Raw genomic sequence first — 20,315 nt, 5'->3', positions numbered from 1 at the left:
GTGGCGCCTCCACCGGTGGCGTCTCGACCGGATGAGCCCCGCCGGGCGCCGCCGACCAGGGCCGCCGCCCGACCCATCGCCCCGCCACCGGTGGCCCCTCGAGCGGGTGAGCCCCACCGGGCTCCGCCGAGCCCGGTCGTCCGTCGGCCGGCTCCTGCTCGTGCCGTCGTCCACCGTCCCGCCGTCCATCGCCCGGCACCGCCCCGTCCGGGGCCGCCCGGTCCGCTCGCGCCCCGTCCACCGCTCGTCATGTCCCGTCTCCCCTCGCCGGTGCTCCCTGTCGCCCACCACCACGGTCCTCCCTCCCTTTCGACAGGAAAAGTGAAAAGTCGTGCACACACCATTAACCTGTACTGCATGCTTGATGTGAGGCGCATGCAGATCCTGCGGGCGGTCGTCGGCAGCGGTTCGGTCACTGCCGCGGCCGCACGGCTCGGATACACGCCGTCCGCCGTCAGCCAGCAGGTCGCCACCCTGGAGAAGGAGGCAGGCATCGCACTGCTCGAACGCGTCGGCAGGGGCGTACGGCCCACGGCGGCCGGGTTGCTGCTCACCGAGCACGCCGCAGCCATCGGACGCCAGGTCGCGGAGGCGGAGACGGCCCTGGCCGATCTGCGGGAGGGCCGCACGGGCCGGCTGTCCGTGCGCTACTTCGCCACGGTCGGCGCGCCGCTGGTCGCGCCCGCCCTCGCCCGGCTGCGGCGCGACCGCCCCGGCGTCCGGGTGGAGCTCAGGCTGACCGGCTCGTCGGACCCCCTGCCGGAGGTCGTGCGGGGTGAGGCCGATCTGGCCCTCGTGGTGCGTCCGCACGAGGGGTCCGTGGACGGCGTCCGCCTGGAGCATCTGCTCGACGACCCGTACCGGGCCGTGCTGCCCAAGGGGCACCCGCTGGCCACGAGACGTGTCGTCGATCTCACCGAGCTCGCCGACGAGCCCTGGGTCCGCAGCGAATGGCCCGGCCCGTGCCTGGACGCCGTGGTCGACGCGTGCGCCACCGCCGGATTCCGCCCGGACTTCGTCGTGGACAGCGAGGACTACGCCACGGCGCAGGGCTTCGTGGCGGCCGGCCTCGGCATCGGCATGATCCCGCTGACCGGACTGCGCTCCCCCCACCCCGGTGTCGTGGTCCGGAAGGTGCGGCGGCCCGAGCCGGTGCGCGCCGTCCACGCGGCCGTCCGCGACACGGCGCCGGACACCCCGGCGCTGCGCGGTCTGCTCGACGCGCTCCGGGACGCGGCCGTCCAGTGATCGACCGCCCCACGAGCGGGCGGCCGCGCGGGGAAAACCTCGGTGCCTCCCGGGCACCCGCAACGGGCCGCGGGCCGACACCGCAGGTCGTTGCGGCGTCGGTTCCGGTGCGGTCGGGCCCCCGGCCCGTGGATCCGTCCACGGCCGACGCTCCCCGCAGACGGCCGACGTTCCCGGCAGCGGGCAGGAGGTTCGGGCCGCGGGCCGGGGGTTCCGGCGGCAGGCCGTGCGTTCGGCGCCCGGACGCCTCACGATGGGCTTGAGGCGAACGGAGGCACCGCGATGAGCAGCTCTTCGATACGGATCACAGCCGCCCTGTCCACCGAGCACCGCGGCAGGCTGATGGAGATGGCCAGGGACGTCAAGTTCCCCGAAGGGGCCCGTGTCTTCGAGGAGGGCCGCCTCGCCGACCGGTTCTGGATCATCCGGTCCGGCACCGTCACACTGGACATCCGCGTTCCCGGCCGCCGACCCGCCGTGATCGAGAACCTGGGCTTCGGCGAACTCGTGGGGTGGTCATGGCTGTTCCCGCCGTACGTCTGGCAGTTGGGCGCCGAGGCCATGACCCCGGTACGCGCCCAGGAGTTCGACGCGGTCCCCGTCCGGATGCTGATGGACGCCGACCCCGCGTTCGGCTCGGCGATCGGCCAGTGGGTCGGCCGCGTCCTGGCGCATCGGCTGCACTCGGCCCGGGTGAGGCTGCTGGATCTGTACGCCCCGTACGGCAGCGGTCTCACACCGTGAACTGATCGCATTATCCTGACTCCGGGCGCCGGACCGCACCCGCTGCGGGACGCACCCCGGTGTGCGCCGCCGTTCCGGGGAACCGGCCCGGCGCGTGCCGTCGTTGAGCCGCCGTACCGCCGGCGTTGAACCGCCGTACCGCCGTCGTACCGCCGTGTCGCCGAGGAGCTGGGAAGTGCACCGTGAGCTATGAGGTCCGTGGCGGCCCGGCGGTGGCCGCGGAGACCGGCGCCGGGCACGGCACTCGGGGCGGCCCCAGGCTCGTGGCCGTCAGCGATCTGCATGTCCGCTTCGCCGAGAACCGCGGCATCGTCGAGAGGCTGCGCCCCGAGTCGGACGAGGACTGGCTGCTGGTCGCCGGTGACGTCGGCGAGCACGTCGAGGACGTGCGCCGGGCGCTGGAGCTACTGGCGGGGCGCTTCGCCAAGGTGGTCTGGACGCCGGGCAACCACGAGCTGTGGACGCCCCCCGGCGACCCGGTGCGGCTTCGCGGCGAGGAGCGCTACGAGCACCTGGTGCGGCTCTGCCGGGAGCTGGGGGTGGTCACTCCCGAGGACCCCTTCCCGGTCTGGGAGGGACCCGGCGGACCGGTGGCGATCGCCCCGCTGTTCGTGCTGTACGACTACTCCTTCCGGCCCGCCGGAGCGCGCTCCGCAGCGGAGGCGCTCGCGATCGCGGAGCGGGCCGGTGTGATGTGCACGGACGAGTTCCTGCTGCACCCCGACCCCCATCCGTCACGGGACGCCTGGTGCCGGGCCCGGCTGGAGATCACGGAGGCCAGGCTGGCCGATGTGCCGCCGGAGCTGCCGACCGTGCTGGTCAATCACTTTCCGCTGGTGCGCGAGCCCACCAGGGTGCTGCGGCACCCGGAGTTCGCCCTGTGGTGCGGGACGGAGGCGACGGCCGACTGGCCGCGCCGGTTCCGTGCGGCCGCCGTCGTCCACGGCCATCTGCACATCCCCCGGCTGGTCTGGTGGGAGGGCGTGCCGCACCAGGAGGTGTCCCTCGGCTATCCGCGGGAGTGGCGCAAACGGCCGGGTACGCCGGGGCGTCCCGTGGAGGTCTTCCCGCTGGTGCCGGACGGAGCGTGCGCATGATCGGCAAGTTGCTGCCCCCGCCGATCGCGGTCTGCGAGGTGTTCGGCGACCCGCAGGTGTCGGAGATGTACCCCGAGGAACGTGCGGTCGTGGCGAACGCCGTGCCCGAACGGCAGCGGGAGTTCGGCACGGTACGGGCGTGCGCCCGCAGGGCGCTCGAGGAACTCGGCTTCGCCCCGGGGCCGATCCTGCCGGGAGCGGCGAGGGCTCCGCAGTGGCCGGCCGGCGCGGTCGGCGCGATGACGCACTGCCAGGGCTACCGGGCGGCGGCGGTCGCACGTGCCGCCGACGTCGTGACGATCGGCCTGGACGCCGAGCCCCATCTGCCCCTGCCCGACGCGGGAGTCCGCGACCTGGTCACCCTCCCCGGGGAGCGCGCGGCGCTGGACCGGCTGAGCGCCCTTCGCCCTGAAGTCTGCTGGGACCGGCTGCTGTTCAGCGCCAAGGAGAGCGTCTACAAGGCCTGGTACCCGCTGGCCCGGCGATGGCTGGACTTCGAGGAGGCGGCACTCACGATCGACCCCGACGACGCCACGTTCCACGCGCGGCTGCTCGTCGAGGGCCCGGTCGTCGACGGCCGTCCGCTCACGGGCTTCGACGGACGCTGGCTCGTCGAGTCGGGGCTCGTGGTCACGGCGGTCGCGATCGTGCGCTGACGGTGCGGCCGGCCGGACACGGGGCCGGTCCCGCGAGTTCGGGGCCGGAGTGCCCGTCGCGCGGGCGGCGCCGCCGCCCGGCCGCCCGGACCCGTCGATCACCTGGGACGCGGGCTCCCCCGGGGATCCTCCCGCCCTCGCCGTGACACAGGAACCGGGAACGCACGGCACAGGAACCGGGAACGGCAGAAGGCCGTTCCCGGACGAACTCCGGAAGCGGCCTCCTCGTCGCCGAACAGCGACGCCGACTTCGAAAAGTCGGGACGACAGGATTTGAACCTGCGACCCCTTGACCCCCAGTCAAGTGCGCTACCAAGCTGCGCCACGTCCCGATGCGTGCATCCCCGGGGCTGGGCCCCGGCCGAGCGCGCAAGAGAACATTACCCCAATCCGCGCCCTGCTCGAGGACACGGGCCCCGCCGTGCGCCGCGGGCCCGCCCGTTGGGCCCGATGGCCGGTGAGGAGTGACAATCGGGGCGTGACCAGGACGTCGAGGGATCGCGATGACGAGGGCCGGGCGCGCAACGCGCGTCCTCGGGACGCGCTGGGCCGGCCGCTTCCGTACGGGGAGGAAGGGGTGGACCGGCAGCCGGAAGGGGTGGTCCGCACGCCGGAGCAGACGCTGGCCGAGGCCCAGCGACTGCTGGACGCGGGCATGCCGTTCCACGCCCACGAGGTGCTGGAGGACGCCTGGAAGTCCGGGCCGGACGAGGAGCGCGGGCTGTGGCGGGGGCTGGCGCAGCTGGCGGTGGGGCTGACCCACGCCGCACGCGGCAATCGCACGGGCGGCGCCGCGCTGCTGACCCGGGGCGCCGATTCGCTCGCCCCGTACGCGACCGGGCGGCCGTACGGGATCGACGTCGGCGGGCTGACCCGCTGGGCGGCGGCGCTACGGGACGAGCTGGGGCGGGACGGGAGCCCGGTGCCGGCGGCGGGCCGGGCGCCGCGGCTGCGGGCGGGCTGAGTCGTCACTCCGGGGACCCGGTCGACACTCCTCCGTACAACCGCGCGGCATGCCGATGTGTCGGTATATGTACCCGAGGACCGATCCGTGCGTACCCGAGGACCGATCCGGGGAGCCCGTGCCGCATGCCCCTCCCGCCGAACGGAGACCCGTATGAGATCCGCCGCAGCCCTCGCCCTCGCCTCCGCCCTGCTCGCCCTGGCGGCGGCGCCCGCGTCCGCCGTCGCACCGGAGCGTGCGACCCCGGCCCGTGCCCACCCCGCGTTCCTCGAGCCCCGTGACCTGCCGCCGCACCCGTCGTCCCCCTGGACGGCCGGGCCGGTGACGGCGGGCGTACCGGACCCGCTGCCGTTCTGCGTGGGTGAGGCCCTGCCCGCGTCCATCGCCCGCCATCGTGTGTTCCGCACCGAACTGGACGCGGGCGCTTCCCAGGTCGTCGTCGTGGAACGCGACGCGGCCCGTGCCCGCTCGCTGGTCGCCCTGTGGCACAAGGCCGTTCGCAGCTGTGCCGCGCGGGTCGAGCAGCAGGATCCGCGGACCCGGGCCGAGGGAAGGAACTACGGCCGGGTACCGGTGGAGGACGGCGCCCGGCTGTACGGGGTGCACACGGCGCACGACTTCGGCGCCACCGATGTCCATCTGTTCGCGGTGGGCCGGGACGGGCGGACCGTCACCGTGGTCACCTGGGGCGGCATGGGCGACTTCGACGACGCCCCGGTCGCGGCGTTCCGCAGGACCGCGCGCACGGCGGTGGACAAGCTCGGCTGACGTCGCCGGCCGGGCCCGCCGCCCCGGGCCCGGCCGGCGGCCCCCGTCGCCACCGGCGTCCGGCTCACGGGGAGGGACGCGCGAAAAGATCTTGCGAGAAAGGCGCGTCGGGACGTCGAGAACGCGGCGCCTGCTTCTACCTACCCGTGAGAGCGTCGCAGGGGCGCCCGCAGGACAAGGAGCGGACCATGAAGTACATGCTGTTGATGCAGTTCAGCGAGTCGACCGTCGACTTTCCCCGGATCGAAGCCTGGACCCCCGGGGAGATCCGGGCGCACATGGAGTTCATGAACGACGTGAACAAGAGGCTCGCGGACAGCGGTGAGTGGGTGGACGGCCAGGGCCTGGCGATGCCCGAGGCCGCGAAGATCGTCCGCGCCGGGTCCGGGGGCGTCGCGCCGGTGGTGACCGAAGGACCGTTCCCGGAGACCAAGGAGTTCCTGGCGGGGTACTGGATCGTCGACTGCGAGACGCCCGAGCGGGCGGTGGAGCTGGCGGCCCATGTGTCGTCCGCTCCCGGGCCCGGCGGCGCTCCGCTGAACATGCCGATCGAGGTGCGCCAGGTGATGTCCGCGCCGTCCGAGGACCTGTGAGTGTTCCGGCCGGCGCGGACGAGCCGGTGACCGGGGACGCGGCCGGCGCGGACGAGCCGGTGACCGGGGACGCGGCCGGCGCGGGCGCGCCGGTGACCGGGGACGCGGCCGGCGCGGGCGCGCCGGTCGGTGAACACGACGCCGAGGACCTGCTGCGTGCGCTCGCGCCGCAGGTCGTCGGTGTGCTCACGCGGCGCTTCCGGGATTTCGCCGCCGCGGAGGACGCCGTCCAGGAAGCGCTGCTCGCGGCCGCGGTGCAGTGGCCCGAAGAGGGCCTTCCACGCAATCCGCGGGGCTGGCTCATCCAGGTGGCGAGCCGGCGCATGACCGAGCAGGTGCGCAGTGAGCAGGCGCGGCGCCGCCGGGAGGATCTCGCCGCGGTCCGCGAACCCGCCGACCACTGGACGGCGCCGGGGGCGGACCACGATGACGCGACGGGCCGGGACGACACCCTGACCCTGCTGTTCCTGTGCTGTCACCCGGCGCTCACGCCCTCCGCGGCGATCGCGCTGACCCTGCGTTCGGTCGGCGGACTGACGACGGCGGAGATCGCACGGGCGTTCATGGTGCCGGAGGCGACGATGGCCCAGCGGATCAGCCGGGCCAAACAGCGCATCAGGGCGTCCGGGGTGCCGTTCCGCCTGCCCGGAGGGGAGGACCGGCAGCGCCGGCTCGACGCCGTGCTGCACGTGCTGTACCTGATCTTCAACGAGGGGTACGCGGCCGGCGCCGGCGACGATCTCCAGCGCGTCGAACTCTCGGTGGAGGCGATCCGGCTGGCCCGCGCGCTGCACCGGCTGCTCCCGAAGGACGACGAGGTCGCGGGGCTGCTGGCGCTGATGCTGCTCACCCAGGCTCGGAGCGCGGCCCGTACGGGGCCCGGCGGCGAGCTGGTCCCGCTCGGCGAACAGGACCGGACGCTCTGGGACAGGGCTGCGGTCGCCGAGGGCGTGGCCCTGATCACCGAGGTCCTGCCGCGCGGGAGGCTCGGGCCGTACCAGGTGCAGGCGGCCGTGGCCGCCGTGCACGACGAGGCGGAGACGGTCGAGGACACGGACTGGCCCCAGATCCTCGCGCTGTACGGGGTGCTGGAGCAGTTGTCGGACAGTCCCGTTGTGCGGCTCAACCGCGCCGTCGCCGCGGCCATGGTGCACGGTCCCGAGACCGGCCTGCGGATGGTGGCCGATCTGGAGGCGAGCGGTCGGCTGACGGGTCATCACCGGCTGTACGCGGTACGGGCGCACCTGCTGGAGATGGCCGGCGACCGCGCGGGGGCGGCGCGTGACTACCGTGCGGCGGCGGCCCGTACGACGAGCCTGCCGGAACGGCACCATCTGACGCTCCGCGCGGCACGGCTCGGGCGGGACGCGGGCGCGGAGGCCCACCGCGTGGTCGGGCGGGACGCGGGCGCGCGGTGAGGACCACCGCACGGCTCGGGCGGGACGCGGGCCGAGGCCCACCGCGTGGTCCGGCGGGACGCGGGCGCGGAGGACCACCGCGTGGTCGGCCGCGTTCACGGCCTCTCCTGGTGCTCACGCCCGCGGCGTACCGTCACCGTGCCTGCCGGGACCGTCGGCCCGCCGCGTCCGCCGCGTCCGCCGCGTCCGCCGCGTCCGGGGCGTCCGGGGCGTCCGGGGCGTCCGGGGCGTCCGATTCGGGGTCCCGCACCACGAGGCCCGGCGCGAGGAGCAGCGTGACGGCGACCGAGGCCGCGGCCATCACTCCCATCGCGGTCGCGGGCGACGTGTGCTGGGCGAGGGTGCCCGCGAGGACGGCCGCGAGGCCCTGGACGGTGAGCATGCCGGAGGTGTGCAGCCCGAGGGCGTGGCCGCGCAGATCGTCCGGGGTGAGTGCCATCAGCCGCTCCTGGAGCAGCAGGCTCGCCGCGAAGCCGGTGGAGGCGAGGGCCACGGCAGCGGCGGCGAGCGCCGGCGGTGGGTGCAGGGCGACCAGCAGGTACGGCGCGGCCAGCAGCAGCCGCAGCGGGGCGCCGAGCCGGCGGCGCAGCCCGGGCGGTACGAAACGCCCGACGACGGTGTCGCCCACCAGCATGCCCAACGCGCCCGCCGCGAAAAGGAGTCCGGCGTGCCGGGGCGCGTACGGCACGAAGAGTGCTTCGCAGCCGACCACGAGACCGTTGGGCACCCAGAGCGCGAGGTAGACACGGCGCCGTGGGGCGGAGGACCACAGGAGTGCGTTGTTCCGCCAGGTCTCGGCCACCGAGGGCCGCCCGGCGGCCCGGGGCGCCCGGCGGGTCAGCCCCGTGCGGGCGACGGCCGCGGCGACGGCGTACAGCGCGGCGGCCACGAGGAGCGTGCCACGCGGCGAGAGCACGGTGAGCAGTGCGGCGCCTGCCGCGAATCCGCAGATCTGCATGGCGCCGACGCACATGTTGAGCACCGAGCGGCCCAGCAGATGGCCGTCGGCGGTGAGCGTCTCGTGGAGCAGTCCCCCGCGTACCCCGCCCCCGAGGGCCGCGAGCGGCCCGAGGCCGAACAGCACGGCGAAGACCGCCCACACCGGCAGTCCGGGTACGGCCATGGCCGCGGTACCGAGCGCGAGCAGCAGCGGAAGCGCCGTCAGCGCGGCGCGCGGCGGCAGCCGGTCGGCGGCGGACAGCAGGGTCGTCGCGCCGATCACCTGGGCGAGCGAGGGGCCGAACACGGCCAGGGCGGACAGCAGCGGGGAGCCGGTCGCGGCATGGACGAGTGTGCCCAGCGCCAGGCCGCCCGTGGTCGAGGCGGCGGTCTGCGCGGTGGTGCCGAGGAACAGCGGGGTGAACTCCGGTGCGCGGAAGAGCTCTCGGTAGGTACGCATGGGCGGAGTCTGAGCGGACCGCGCCGGCGGCGTTACTGTTTCGCGGGGAGGCGAAACGATGGGCTGGTGGCAGGTCGGCGCGGACACGCTCGCGGAGAGCCGGTTCGTCGTGTCGCCGCTGGCGGAGACGACGGCGAGCCTGATGTCCCTGGCCCGGCGCACCTCGGGGCATCCGGGTGGGCGGGCCTGGCTCGAGACCCATCTGCCCGCCTACCGGGAGCGGTTGGAGGCCGATCCGGTCACGTCCCAGCTCGTACGGGCCGCGCTCGGCCGCTCCTGGATCGCGGACTTCCTCACCCCGGCGCCGGGAGCGGTCGTCGACCCGGTGTTCGAGGAGGAGCTGGAGCGGATACGGGACACCCCGGCGGCCGCGGCACGGGCCGATCTGGAGGTGTCGCTCGGCGGTCCCCTGCCGGGTCCGCTGCTCCGTGACGATCTGCCCGAACGGGCGGCGGGTCTGCTGGAGTGGGTCTGGGAGCGGACGGTGCTGCCGTACTGGCCCCGTCGGCGGAGGGTCCTCGAGGCCGATGTGGTGGCCCGTGCGGGACGGTTGAGCCGGGGCGGCTGGGCCGCGGTGATCGGCGGGATGCGCCCGGGGCTGGTGTGGCTCGGCGGGGGGAGGCTGCAGATCAACACGCACGACCGTCCGCCGCGGGAGATCGCCGGGGCGCGGCTGCTGTTCGTGCCGGTCACCCAGGACCACGGCTGGGTGGCGTGGGAGCACCCGCACCGCTACGCGGTGGTCTATCCGTGCGCGGGCGTGCTGGCCGGCGAGGACCGCTCCCCGGTGCCCGAGGCGCTGGGGCGGCTCCTCGGCCCGGCCCGTGCGCGGGTCCTGGTACTGCTCGGCACGCCGAAGAGCACGACGCAGCTGGTCGCGCTGACCGGTCAGGGGCTGGGGTCGGTGGGCCGCCATCTGAGGGTGCTGCTCGACGCCGGTCTCGCCGTTCGCCGTCGCGACGGACGGTCCGTCCTCTACCGCCGTACCGCCGCGGGCGAGGTGCTCGTCCGGGCGCAGGGGCCCGGCTGAGGGGACGGGCCGAGGGGACGGGCCGAGGGGACGGGCCCGGGGTGGGGGCTCCTGTACCCCTCCGGCGGCCCGGGTGCTCCGGAAGCCGGACCATCCGTACGGGACCGGCCCGTTCGTCACGGAATCCCGGCGGCTGGTCACGGAAATCCGGGTGGCCCGCACCAGGGGCCGGACCGGCGTACGGGAGACCGCACCGACGTAGGCGCAACCGGGCCGACGTGCCGGAAACCGGACCGGCGTACGGGAGACCGCACCGACGTAGGGATGCGCCGTCCGTCCGCGAGTGCGGCCCGGCAGGCCCGGCACTCGCGTCCGCGCTCAGCCGAGGTGGAACAGGGGCCCGGTGAGCGTCAGTCCGAGGTCGTGGCCCGCGTACGCGAAGAAGGCCAGCATCACCAGCGCCGCGCCACCGAGGGCGGTGTCCTTCAGGAACGAGATCTGTTCCGTCTGGCGCGTCTGGGAGTCGGACTCCTTCCAGAACGCGTGCATGATCAGCGCGGTGGGGAAGACGAAGACCGCGATCAGCAGGGCACCCAGGTCGGCCCAGACGCCGAGCACGATGCTCAGGCCGCCGAGGAGCATGACCACTCCGCTCAGCACGGTCGAGGCCTCCGCGGCGGGCACGCCCTTGGCCGCGGCGTAGGCACCCAACTGCTTGTGCTGGGTGAGGTGCCCGACCGCCGAGGAGAGGAACACGATCGCGAACAGGATGCGCCCGATCAGGACCAGGACATCCATGCCTGCCTCCCGGGTTTCGACGGAGCGATGGTCTCCGCCTCCATTGTCCACCGGCCCGGAGCAACGATCAGGTCGGAGCATCGCCGCAGGTCAGCGGGGCGGACAGGAGGAGCCCGGATCGGCTGTGGGGGCCAGGCGGGGGGTGACAAGGGTTTTCCCCGTATCGGGTTCACCCCGTCGTTCCCTACTGTCTGCCGCACCGGCGAATCCCGGCCAACTGACCTGAATGTCAGGTGCATGTTAATGCTGGGTGACGTCCGGTGGCGGCTCTTGACCAGGGGCCGTCGCGCAGGAGGCGGCGCACGGGCACACCCGGCCCGGGGCACCACGGATCGCACCCCCACAGCGAACCGCGGGACCCATGCGCCGCCCCTCTGCGTTCCGCACCGTCAGTTGAAAGGGATCATCTTGAACGGTTCCGGACGGAGACTCATATCCGTCGTGGCCGCGAGCGCCACGATCTTGGGTGCCGCCGCCACTTCCTCCGTGGCGTTCGCCGCCGCCTCGGGGGAACCCTCGCCGAAGCCCGCACCGGCTTCGCAGTCGATGACCGCAATCCCCTCCTCGCCCGTCGAGAAGGTCATCGTCACCTACAAGTCCCAGGCCGCGGAGGCGGGTTCGAACACCGCCGCTGCCGGGGACGCCAAGGCCAAGGGTTCCGAGACCGGGGAGAACCTGCGCTTCGAGCGCCGGCTCGCCGGTGGTGCCGCCCTGGTCGACCTGGGCGGCGAGGCATCGAAGAAGGACGTCGCCGAGGTCATGGACGCGTTCCGCGCCGACCCCTCGGTCGCCTCCGTCGAGCCGGACATCCGCGCGTACGCGATGGCCGTCACCCCGAACGACACCGACTACACCAAGCAGTGGGACCTGTTCGAGGCCACGGGCGGCATGAACGTCCCCGGCGCCTGGGACAAGACCACGGGCAGCGGTGTCACCGTCGCCGTCATCGACACCGGCTACGCCGCCCACTCGGACCTGGCCGCCAACGTCGTCTCCGGCTACGACTTCATCTCCAGCTCCGCGGACGCCCGTGACGGCAACGGCCGTGACAGCAACGCCAACGACGAGGGCGACTGGAACGCCACCGACAACGAGTGCGGCCTCGGCTCCAAGGCCGGCGACTCCTCGTGGCACGGCACGCACGTCGCGGGCACCATCTCCGCGACCACGAACAACAGCAAGGGTGTCGCGGGCATCGCGTACAACGCGAAGATCCAGCCCGTGCGGGTGCTCGGCAAGTGCGGTGGCTCGTCCTCGGACATCGCCGACGCCATCACCTGGGCGTCCGGCGGCAGCGTCCCGGGCGTCCCGGCCAACCCGACCCCGGCGAAGGTGGTCAACCTGAGCCTCGGCGGCGCCAGCTCCACCTGCCCGAGCGTCTACCAGAACGCCATCAACGGCGCCGTGTCCCGCGGCACCACGGTGGTCGTGGCGGCCGGCAACAGCAACGCCAACGCCTCCGGATTCACCCCCGCCAACTGCGCCAACATCATCAACGTGGCCTCGACGAGCCGCGAGGGCAACCGGTCCTTCTACTCCAACTTCGGCTCGATCGTCGACGTGGCGGCTCCCGGCGGCGAGACCCGCCGTGCCACCGACACGCCCGGCACCGTCACCACCCCCGAGAACGGCATCCTCTCCACGCTGAACTCGGGCACCACCACCCAGTCGGGCGAGAACTACAAGCCCTACCAGGGCACTTCGATGGCCGCGCCGCACATCGCCGGTCTCGCCGCCCTGCTGGAGTCCGTCAAGCCGACGCTGACCCCGGCCGACATCGAGTCGGCGATCAAGGCCAACGCCCGTCCGCTGCCCGGCACCTGCACCGGCGGCTGCGGCACCGGAATCGCCGACGCCACCAAGACCGTCAACGCGGTCAGCGGCACCACGCCCGGCGGTACGACCTTCACCAACGGTACGAACGTCACGATCGCGGACAACTCGACCGTCTCGTCCTCGATCGCCGTCACCGGCCGTACCGGCAACGCCCCCGCCGCCCTCAAGGTCGACGTGGACATCAAGCACACCTGGCGCGGGGACCTGGTCGTCGACCTGGTCGCCCCCGACGGGACCGTGCGCAACCTGAAGGCCTCGTCCGGCTCGGACAGCGCGGACAACGTCCTCGCGACGTACACGGTCGACGCCTCCAGCGAGGTCGCCAACGGAACCTGGAAGCTGCAGGTCCGCGACGTGGCATCGGGTGACACCGGCTACATCGACAGCTGGAGTCTCACTTTCTGAGACACCGGCGCGACCGGCATCCATGCAGGTCAGGGGCGCGTCCGCGGGCATGATCCGCGGGCGCGCCCCGCTGTCGGCCCGGTCCAGACCTGTCCGCATGCCGGACACGAGGCCTGGACGGGGCCGATCTGATTCGTATCCTCTGCTCGAACGGGCAGGGGGCCCGCGCACGCCGGAAGGTGGTGGTGGGTACGTGAACGTCAGTGCGTACCTCCCCCGCGCCGGTGTGGGGGGACCCCCGGTACCGGTCGGCCGGGCCGAACTCCTCGACCGCCTCGACCGCGTCCTGCACACCCGCGGACGCGCCCTCCTCACCGGCCCCGCGGGGGTCGGCAAGTCCGAGGTCGCGCTGGCCATCGCGGCGCGCGCCGAGGCACGCGGCGAGCACGTGCTGTGGCTCGCCACGCTCCCCACCGACCGGGGGATCCCCGGCGCGGCCGCGGCCGCGCTCGTGGCGTCGGTGGCCGCGTCGGCGACCGACCCCGGGCCTCAGACGGCCCCCGCGGCGAACGGCCGGAGGACGGCCGCGGACCAGGACGCCCTCCGGGCGCTGCCCGGCCCCCAGCGAGCCGCCGTCGCCATGCTGTGCCGTGAGGCGCCCGTGCCCGAGGAGGGCTGGGACCGCATCGCCCTGCGCCTCGCCCTCGCCGGGATCCTGCGTACGCTCGCCGCCCGCAGTCCCGTCCTTCTCGTCGTCGACGGGGTCCAGCGGATGGATCCGGAGAGCGCGGACCTGCTGCGCTTCGCGCTCCACCTCGCCCCACCGGCGCTGCGGGTCATCGCCGTGGAGACCCCGGACGCGGAGGCGTACGCCCCCGGCTCCCCCGCCGACGGCCCGGAACCGCTGTGGGTTCCCTCCGAGGCCGACGTGCTGAACGTGGCTCCGCTGCACGCCGACGAGATCGCCGAACTCCTCATCCACCACCGGCTCCCGTCCCGGATGGCCGGCCGTATCCACCGGGCCAGCGGCGGCAACCCCCGGCTCGCGCTCGCCATAGGCCGCTCCCTCGCCGACGCGCGGACGCCGGTGCACCACGCCGAGGCGCTGTCCCTGTCGGGCCGCGCCCGCGACCTCGCCCGCCAGCTGCTCGGCGTGGCCTCCCCCGATGTGCGGGCCACCCTGCTGCTCGCCGCGCTCGCACTGCGGCCCTCGGCGTCGCTGATCCGCCGGGCGGGCCGCCCGACCGCGGAGTCCGATCTGGCCACGGCGGAGCGCGCGGGGCTGATCACGCTCACCGAGGACGGGACGGTGGCCTTCACGGCCGGTGTGCTGCCGTCGACACTCGTGCACGACGCCTGCTGGATCGAGCGCAGCCAAGGGCACGCGGCACTCGCGGGGGTCGTGGACGATCCCGTGGAGGAGGTACGGCACCGGGCACTCGCCACGGACGTCCCCGACGAACGGCTGGCGGCCGAGGTGGCCGACGCTGCCGACGCGGCACGGCGCCGCGGCAACAGCGCCCTGGCGGCCGAACTCGCCCTGCTCGCCGCGGAGTCCACCCCGGGACGGGAGGGCAAGCAGCGGATCGCCCGGCTCGTGGACGCGGCGGAGGAGGCCGCCCGTGCCGCGCGGGCCGATCTGGCGGTGCGGGCCGCCACGGATCTCCTCTCCCGGGACGCAGCCCCCGCCGACCGGGTCCGTGCCCGGCTCGCGGTGCTGGACACCGCGGGGCAGGGTCTCACCGGTCTCGACGAGATCTATGTGCACGCCATGGAGGACTCCGAGGGCGACACCGCGCTGCGGGCCGCCGTCCAACTCCGCCTCGCGGTGAAGTACGTGCTCGCCGACGGCGATCCCGTGCGGTCACGGGCGGCCGCCGTCGAATCGGCGGAGCTGGCGTCCTCGGTCGGCGACGGGAAGACGGCGGCCAGGGCACTGACCGTCCGGGCGCGAATGGAGCGCTTCCTGGGGTCGCCGGACGCGGAACGGGTGCTCGCCGAGGCGCGGGCGCTGGAGATGGTCGAGCGGCCGCTCGGAGTCCGCAACGCCGCCCAGATACTGACGATTCGTCATGCCCTGTTCGACGACCGGCTCGGGGACGCCCGTGACCAGCTCAACGCGCTGCTGCCGCTGGTCGAGCGGCGCGGCACCGTCGAGGACGCCATCGAGCTGTTCAACACGTCCGCCGAGGTCGAGGCGCGCCGGGGCCAGTGCGCGGCGGCACTGTCGCACGCCGGGCGGTCGCTGGCCCTGACCCTGGAGGCGGGCCTCTCCCCCGGGCCCGCCTGGTACTCGCTGGCCCTCGCCGAGACGGCCGGCGGCAGCTTCGCCCGCGCCGCCGGCTATGCGCGCCGCAGCGCCCAGGCATCCGAGGAGGAGGGCGACCACGTCTTCCTGTCCCGCAGCCTCTACGCGCTCGGCCGGGTGCAGCTCGTCACCGGCGACGTGGCCAACGCCCTGGAGACCCTGCGGCGCGTCCAGGCCGGGGAGCGGGCCCAGTCCGCCGTGGACCCGTCCATGCTGCGCTGGCACGAGGAGCTGGCCGAGGCGCTGCTCGCCAACGACGCCCCGGAGGAGGCAGCCGGGGTGCTGTCCGACGTCCGGCCGGTCGCTGAACGACTGGGCCGCACCACGGTGCTGCTCGGCTGTGCCCGGGTGTACGCGCTGTGCCTCGCGGCCGGCGGGAAGTCCGACGAGGCGGCCGAACTGCTGGCGGACACCGCCGACCGGTTCGAGGAGGCGGGGCTGCCGCTGGAGCGCGGCCGGGCGCTGATCGCCCTCGCCCGGGTGGAGCGCCGCCGGCGGCGGCGCTCGGCGGCCCAGCAGGCGCTGCAGGCGGCGGCGACGGTCTTCGAGCGGTCGGGCGCGACCCCCTGGCTGGCGCTGGCGTCGGAGACGCCGTCGGGCGCGGCCGAGCCGGCGCCCTCCCGTGACGGGGCGCTGTCGTCCCTGACGGAGGCGGAGCTGCATCTGGCGCTGCTCGTCGGGCAGGGTGCCAGCAACCAGGAGGCGGCGGCACGGCTGTATCTCAGCGTGAAGACGGTCGAGGCCCGGCTGACCCGCATCTACCAGAAGCTGGACGTCCGTTCGCGGGCGCAGCTGGCCACCGCGCTGACCGCCTGGCCGGGGCTGAGGCCGCCGGCGATACCGGCGGACGGTCCGGCGGCCGGCTGAGGCGGCCGCCGGGGGGCGCCCTGCCGGGCCTGCGCGGCGCCCTGCCCGGTGTGACGATCACCGCACGCCGCGATGCGGGACCGCACCGCGGCGGCGTGACGATCACCGCACGCCGCGATGCGGGACCGCACCGCGGCCCCTCGGCCCGCGGACGGGGCGGACCGCCGCGGACTCGCGCCGGCGGACGGTCCTGTACGTGCCACCGGCCGCGGCCCGGCCCGCGGTGGTGGACGAGGCCGGCATGCAGATCAGGACCCTGCGCCATGACGGCACGCTCCACCAGGACGAACACGGCACCGGGCGCGAGGGCCGAGCCGGGCCGGCTCAGGGCCGGAAGCCTTGGTCGATCGAGGGCCGGGCGGGAGCCGCCGAAGGTCACCGTGAGGCGCCGACGGACACCGCAGGGCACCGAAAGACGACGAGAGGCCGCGTCGGATCCCTCCGACACGGCCTCTCACCTGCGACTTCAAAAGTCGGGACGACAGGATTTGAACCTGCGACCCCTTGACCCCCAGTCAAGTGCGCTACCAAGCTGCGCCACGTCCCGGTGCCCGTCTGACCTGGGATTTCCCCCGGCCGAACGCGCACGAGAACCATACCGCACTTCGCCGGGTGGTCACGAACCGATTGCCGGAGGACCTGAAGTGTGGTTGAGGTCGCGCGGTGGGCCCGATGCGATCACGGGGCCCAGCGCGAGGCGTGGCCGCGGGCACGACCACCAGGGCCTGGAATGCCTGATGGCGCCGGTGACGCGGGGCGCGGTCGCCCTCCGCGAGCGGTCGGCGATCGACGTGGTCGCCGGACCGGCACCGACGGGGCCGCGGCCGCTCGTGCCCCGCTTCGCGAGCGACCGGACCGTCCGCGCCCGGGCACCCGGACGAGGCGGCACCACTGGCGGGGAGGGCCGTCCCACGGTCGGCCGGGCGTCCGGACACGGGCCCGCCGACGTGGAGATCGTCAGGACGAGCCCCGGGGGCACGGCCTCCCCCTGGCCCTCACCCTCCCCGTCACCCCTGCTCCCTGACCGTCGGGGCGAGCCAGGACGCGACGGCCTCGGCGATGGGCAAACCGGTCTCCAGTTCGATGAACCCGAACTGGCCGCCCTGGTTGCACTCGAGGAACCACCACAGCCCCTCCTCGTCCTCGGCGAAGTCGAACGCCGCGTAGGCGAGTCCGGAGTGGCTCATGTACTCCCGCACCGACCGGGTGATGCGCCCCGGTACGTCGACGGCCTTCCAGGGCTGACCGGTGTCGCCGTACCGTCCGTCCACCTGTCCGTCCGCGGAGAGCTTCCGGGCGGCGAACAGGCGGGTGCCCACGGCGGTCAGACGGATGTCGGCCTGCTTGGGAACGTACTGCTGGAGCAGCGTGGGCGCGGCGGCCACCCCGGAGAAGTCGGTGTCGGGGGGAATGCGGGTGGTGGGCAGGGACACCGGCGGATCGCCGGGCGGCGGCCCGGAGGCGGACTTCACGACGATGTCCTGGTACTGCGCCGCGAACTGCCGTGCCACGCGCGGGAACGTGGTGATGACGGTGGGGGGCACGGCGAAGCCGCTGCGGTGCGCGAGGCTGAGCTGCCAGGGCTTGCAGCGGGCCTGCGCGGACACGCACGGGTGGTTCATCCAGCGCGCGGTGGCCGAGTACAGCATGCCGTACAGGGCCTGCTCGGTCTCCGCCGTCAGCCACGCCGAGGGCTCCTCGGCATGGGCGGCGGGCTCCCCGGGTCTGCGCACCCATATCGACCGCAGGGCGCCCATGCTCAGCAGCCGGCCGTCGGTCGACAGATGACCGTAGAAGTCACCGTGCACGTACTCGGCGGACAGGGCGGCCTCGCCGGGCAGATCGGCGGGGTCGAGCCGCACGAGCGGCACCCCCCGGTCGTGCAGCTTGGCGATCACCATGTCCGCGGTGACGTCTTGACGGCACGTCAGTATCAGTACGGTCATTGCTGCGCCGGTCCGTCAGTCGTCGAAGTGCGTCTTGGAGCCGGCCGTGGACGTCGTCGTGCCGGTGACCAGGATCAGATCGCGGTCGACGATGGCCGGCCGCCCGTCCGGCAGCACGTTCAGCTGCAGGGCGGAGTCGTAGGTGTACGGCAGGGTCACCGCAGGACTCTCGGCCGGAAGTACGTAGTTCAGTACGAACGGTCGCATGAGTCTCCTTCGTCGACTGTCTGGGCACACGTAACAGTACGTGCCGATGATGTAGGGCACTCATTACTATCCGTTACTTCCGGCCGTGCTGGCAGTGAATGTCGTCACAGCGGACGGACCCCACAGGATCGCCCCATCGGTAGACGGATGGGGGAATGCGTGGGGTTCCCTCATGAGAGCACTGATTGGTGTAGACCGTTGTGAACATCCCGTGAAGACGGGCGAGTTGAGCCATCACCGGTGATCGCGCGCACATACGCCATGACCGTCCGTCACGCGCGCGTCTCCTCCGCGTACACGCCATGACCATGTGTCACACACTTCCGTCACCCGCGTACGTGTCATGACCGTGCGTCACGCCCGTCCGTGAGCCGCACACACGGAATCACCGTGCGTGACAGGCGTGCACCGGCCCGCGCGCGGATCCCGCGTGCTCGTGCGCGGCGTGCACCGGCGCCCCGGTGTGCGCCCGCCGTGCCTCGGTGCCCCGCGCTCCCGCACCCGTGCGCCGCGCACCGCGGCGGTCGAGCCCCTCCACCGGGCGGCCGGGCTCAGGGACCGGACACCCCACCCAGCTCGGGATGGGCTTCGAGGAGCCTTCGCGGAGCCGCCTGCCGCCAGGAGTCCAGCAGGACGGCGTGGAGCTCCTCCTCGTCGTCCAGCGCGCCGAGCCGCACCCGCAGCCAGGCGTGGTTGTCGTCGTGCCCCGCGCGGATGAAGAACTTGTCCGGCTCCGCGGCGATCAGCTCCTCGCGGTCCCCCTTGGGACACTTGACCCCGATCACCTGATCGTCGTCGTCGAGCGAGGCGAAGATCCTCCCGCCCTCACCCGCCCGGAACGTGGGCATGCCCCAGGCGAGTTTCTCCACCGCGCCGGGCAGTGCGAGCGCGATCCTGCGTACGTCGTCGGCAGTGGCCATCCTCCGACGGTACGACGCCCCACCGACAACGCCCGGGAGCCACGGGGCGGCGGCGGCACGGGGGCCCGAGGACAGCGGCGGCACGGCGGCACGGGGGCCCGAGGGCGGCGGGCGCCGCCGCGCCCGCATTCCGCTCGCACCCGCCCCACGGCTCGGGCCGCCTCCGGTCAGACCCGCTTGTCCAGCCAGGCCACCAGGTCCTGCTGGACCTCCTCGCGGTTGGTCTCGTTGAGGATCTCGTGGCGCGCGCCCTCGTACGCCTTCCACGTGAGCGATTCGGTGCCGATGTAGCGGAAGTCCTCGAGCAGTTCGTGGACCAGGGTCATCCCCTGGTGACAGGGGTCCTCCGTACCGACGGCGACGTGGACGGGCAGGTCGGCCGGGACACGGGCCAGGTTGCGCGGGTCGTTGATCTTCCGCACGGCGCGCAGCCAGTCCAGGACGAGGCCGGTGCTGAAGGGGAAGCCGCAGCGCTCGTCCACGGCGTAGGCGTCGACCTCGTCCTCGTCACGGGACAGCCACTCGAAGCCCGTCCGGTGCGGGTACGGGTCGTTGAAGGACGCGAAGAGCTCGGAGACGTACGTGGAGGGGGCGGCGCGGCCCTCGGTGGCCGCCCGCTCCCCGAGGCGGGCGAGGGAGCCCTCGATGTCCGCACCCGGCAGCGAGCGGAAGGTGCCGGACAGGATCAGGCCGCTGAGGTCGTCCGGGTACTCCTGCACGTAGTCGCGGGCGAGCATGGAGCCCAGGCTGTGCCCGAGGACGACCACGGGAACACCCGGGTGGAGCAGCCGGGCCTGGTCACCGACCGCCTTGATGTCCTCGACCATGGCGCGCCAGCTGTCGTAGTCGTCGGCCGGCGCGGCGCCGGGCGTCTCCGCGACGCCGTAACCGCCGGTGGAGGGGGCCGTCGCCCCGTGCCCCCGGTGGTCGGAGGCGATCGTGCCGTAGCCGTGGGCGGCGAGGTGGCGGGCGAACCGGTCGTACCGCAGCGCGTGCTCGGCCGCTCCGTGGACGAGCTGCACCAGGGCACGGGGACGCCCGCTCTCCGGTAGCCAGGAGTACGTGGCGATCTGCACGCCGTCGGCGGCGTCCAGCAGTCCGGGGCGGTATGCGGTCGCGGTCATGGGGGCCGGCCTCCTCGTTCGGACGGTCACGGGTACGTGGGGGTCCCTCCCCCGGTCGCCGCCGGTCACACCCCCCGGACTCCGAATGCGCTTGCCGCACCGGTCGC

The 20,315-nt window shown here is 73.9% G+C and carries 18 protein-coding genes and 2 tRNA genes; 11 read left to right on the top strand and 9 right to left on the bottom strand.

Going from position 1 to position 20,315, the window contains the following annotated elements; genetic code table 11:
* Positions 1-357 precede the first annotated feature (357 nt).
* The 4 genes from QRN89_RS31415 to QRN89_RS31400 all read left to right on the top strand — a co-directional run bounded on the left by QRN89_RS31415 (position 358) and on the right by QRN89_RS31400 (position 3,745).
* Positions 358-1,248: a LysR family transcriptional regulator gene (locus QRN89_RS31415; protein WP_290352799.1), complete on the top strand. Its 891-nt coding sequence runs from the start codon at positions 358-360 to the stop codon at positions 1,246-1,248.
* A 282-nt stretch (positions 1,249-1,530) separates the two neighbouring features.
* On the top strand, positions 1,531-1,992 hold the full coding sequence (locus QRN89_RS31410; protein WP_290352798.1) for a cyclic nucleotide-binding domain-containing protein: 462 nt from the start codon (positions 1,531-1,533) through the stop codon (positions 1,990-1,992).
* 182 nt (positions 1,993-2,174) lie between these two features.
* Positions 2,175-3,089, top strand: a complete 915-nt coding sequence (locus tag QRN89_RS31405; protein WP_290352797.1) for a metallophosphoesterase family protein — start codon at positions 2,175-2,177, stop codon at positions 3,087-3,089.
* On the top strand, positions 3,086-3,745 hold the full coding sequence (locus QRN89_RS31400; protein WP_290352796.1) for a 4'-phosphopantetheinyl transferase family protein: 660 nt from the start codon (positions 3,086-3,088) through the stop codon (positions 3,743-3,745). Before QRN89_RS31405 ends, QRN89_RS31400 begins: the two co-directional genes overlap by 4 nt.
* Before the next feature lie 258 nt (positions 3,746-4,003).
* On the opposite strand, the gene QRN89_RS31395 is transcribed toward QRN89_RS31400, so the two are convergent.
* Positions 4,004-4,077 (bottom strand) — tRNA-Pro (locus QRN89_RS31395).
* Between the two features lie 146 nt (positions 4,078-4,223).
* Here QRN89_RS31395 and QRN89_RS31390 point away from each other — a divergent pair.
* From QRN89_RS31390 to QRN89_RS31375, 4 genes are all read left to right on the top strand, one after another.
* Positions 4,224-4,709: a DUF309 domain-containing protein gene (locus tag QRN89_RS31390; RefSeq protein ID WP_290352795.1), complete on the top strand. Its 486-nt coding sequence runs from the start codon at positions 4,224-4,226 to the stop codon at positions 4,707-4,709.
* A gap of 153 nt (positions 4,710-4,862) precedes the next feature.
* Entirely contained in the window at positions 4,863-5,477 is a 615-nt protein-coding gene (locus QRN89_RS31385; RefSeq protein ID WP_290352794.1) for a hypothetical protein, read from the top strand.
* Positions 5,478-5,665: 188 nt separating this feature from the next.
* Positions 5,666-6,070, top strand: coding sequence for a YciI family protein (locus tag QRN89_RS31380; RefSeq protein WP_290352793.1), 405 nt, complete (start codon positions 5,666-5,668; stop codon positions 6,068-6,070).
* A gap of 92 nt (positions 6,071-6,162) precedes the next feature.
* Positions 6,163-7,488: an RNA polymerase sigma factor gene (locus QRN89_RS31375; protein ID WP_290353934.1), complete on the top strand. Its 1,326-nt coding sequence runs from the start codon at positions 6,163-6,165 to the stop codon at positions 7,486-7,488.
* Positions 7,489-7,621: 133 nt separating this feature from the next.
* On the opposite strand, the gene QRN89_RS31370 is transcribed toward QRN89_RS31375, so the two are convergent.
* A complete protein-coding gene (locus QRN89_RS31370; protein WP_290352792.1) occupies positions 7,622-8,887 on the bottom strand; it encodes an MFS transporter in 1,266 nt (421 codons plus the stop codon).
* Between the two features lie 58 nt (positions 8,888-8,945).
* On the opposite strand from QRN89_RS31370, the gene QRN89_RS31365 reads away from it, so the two are divergent.
* Positions 8,946-9,917 carry an ArsR/SmtB family transcription factor gene (locus QRN89_RS31365; RefSeq protein WP_290352791.1) on the top strand — a complete coding sequence of 324 codons (972 nt, stop codon included), beginning with the start codon at positions 8,946-8,948 and terminating at the stop codon, positions 9,915-9,917.
* A 318-nt stretch (positions 9,918-10,235) separates the two neighbouring features.
* On the opposite strand, the gene QRN89_RS31360 is transcribed toward QRN89_RS31365, so the two are convergent.
* Both QRN89_RS31360 and QRN89_RS31355 read right to left on the bottom strand, forming a co-directional pair.
* Complete coding sequence (locus QRN89_RS31360) at positions 10,236-10,655, bottom strand: DoxX family protein (RefSeq protein WP_290352790.1); 420 nt, start codon at positions 10,653-10,655, stop codon at positions 10,236-10,238.
* A gap of 389 nt (positions 10,656-11,044) precedes the next feature.
* Positions 11,045-11,239 carry a hypothetical protein gene (locus tag QRN89_RS31355; protein ID WP_290352789.1) on the bottom strand — a complete coding sequence of 65 codons (195 nt, stop codon included), beginning with the start codon at positions 11,237-11,239 and terminating at the stop codon, positions 11,045-11,047.
* Between QRN89_RS31355 and QRN89_RS31350 the strand changes: the two genes are divergently transcribed.
* A complete protein-coding gene (locus QRN89_RS31350; RefSeq protein WP_290352788.1) occupies positions 11,202-12,896 on the top strand; it encodes a S8 family peptidase in 1,695 nt (564 codons plus the stop codon). The two genes, QRN89_RS31355 and QRN89_RS31350, sit on opposite strands and share 38 nt — an antisense overlap.
* Before the next feature lie 193 nt (positions 12,897-13,089).
* Positions 13,090-16,011: a LuxR family transcriptional regulator gene (locus tag QRN89_RS31345; protein WP_290352787.1), complete on the top strand. Its 2,922-nt coding sequence runs from the start codon at positions 13,090-13,092 to the stop codon at positions 16,009-16,011.
* A 473-nt stretch (positions 16,012-16,484) separates the two neighbouring features.
* Here the strand turns inward: QRN89_RS31345 and QRN89_RS31340 are convergent.
* The 5 genes from QRN89_RS31340 to QRN89_RS31320 form a co-directional block, all read right to left on the bottom strand.
* A tRNA-Pro gene (locus QRN89_RS31340) sits at positions 16,485-16,558 on the bottom strand.
* A gap of 460 nt (positions 16,559-17,018) precedes the next feature.
* A complete protein-coding gene (tgmB, locus tag QRN89_RS31335; protein ID WP_290352786.1) occupies positions 17,019-17,957 on the bottom strand; it encodes an ATP-grasp ribosomal peptide maturase in 939 nt (312 codons plus the stop codon).
* Positions 17,958-17,972: 15 nt separating this feature from the next.
* Entirely contained in the window at positions 17,973-18,164 is a 192-nt protein-coding gene (gene tgmA, locus QRN89_RS31330; RefSeq protein ID WP_138051927.1) for a putative ATP-grasp-modified RiPP, read from the bottom strand.
* A 551-nt stretch (positions 18,165-18,715) separates the two neighbouring features.
* A complete protein-coding gene (locus QRN89_RS31325) occupies positions 18,716-19,084 on the bottom strand; it encodes an MmcQ/YjbR family DNA-binding protein (RefSeq protein ID WP_290352785.1) in 369 nt (122 codons plus the stop codon).
* A 167-nt stretch (positions 19,085-19,251) separates the two neighbouring features.
* Complete coding sequence (locus tag QRN89_RS31320) at positions 19,252-20,208, bottom strand: alpha/beta fold hydrolase (RefSeq protein ID WP_290352784.1); 957 nt, start codon at positions 20,206-20,208, stop codon at positions 19,252-19,254.
* Between the last annotated feature and the right edge of the window lie 107 nt (positions 20,209-20,315).

Origin of the sequence: Streptomyces sp. HUAS CB01, from assembly GCF_030406905.1 — a bacterium.
Classification (GTDB): domain Bacteria; phylum Actinomycetota; class Actinomycetes; order Streptomycetales; family Streptomycetaceae; genus Streptomyces; species Streptomyces chengbuensis.
This window is presented reverse-complemented; position numbering and strand designations above follow the sequence as displayed.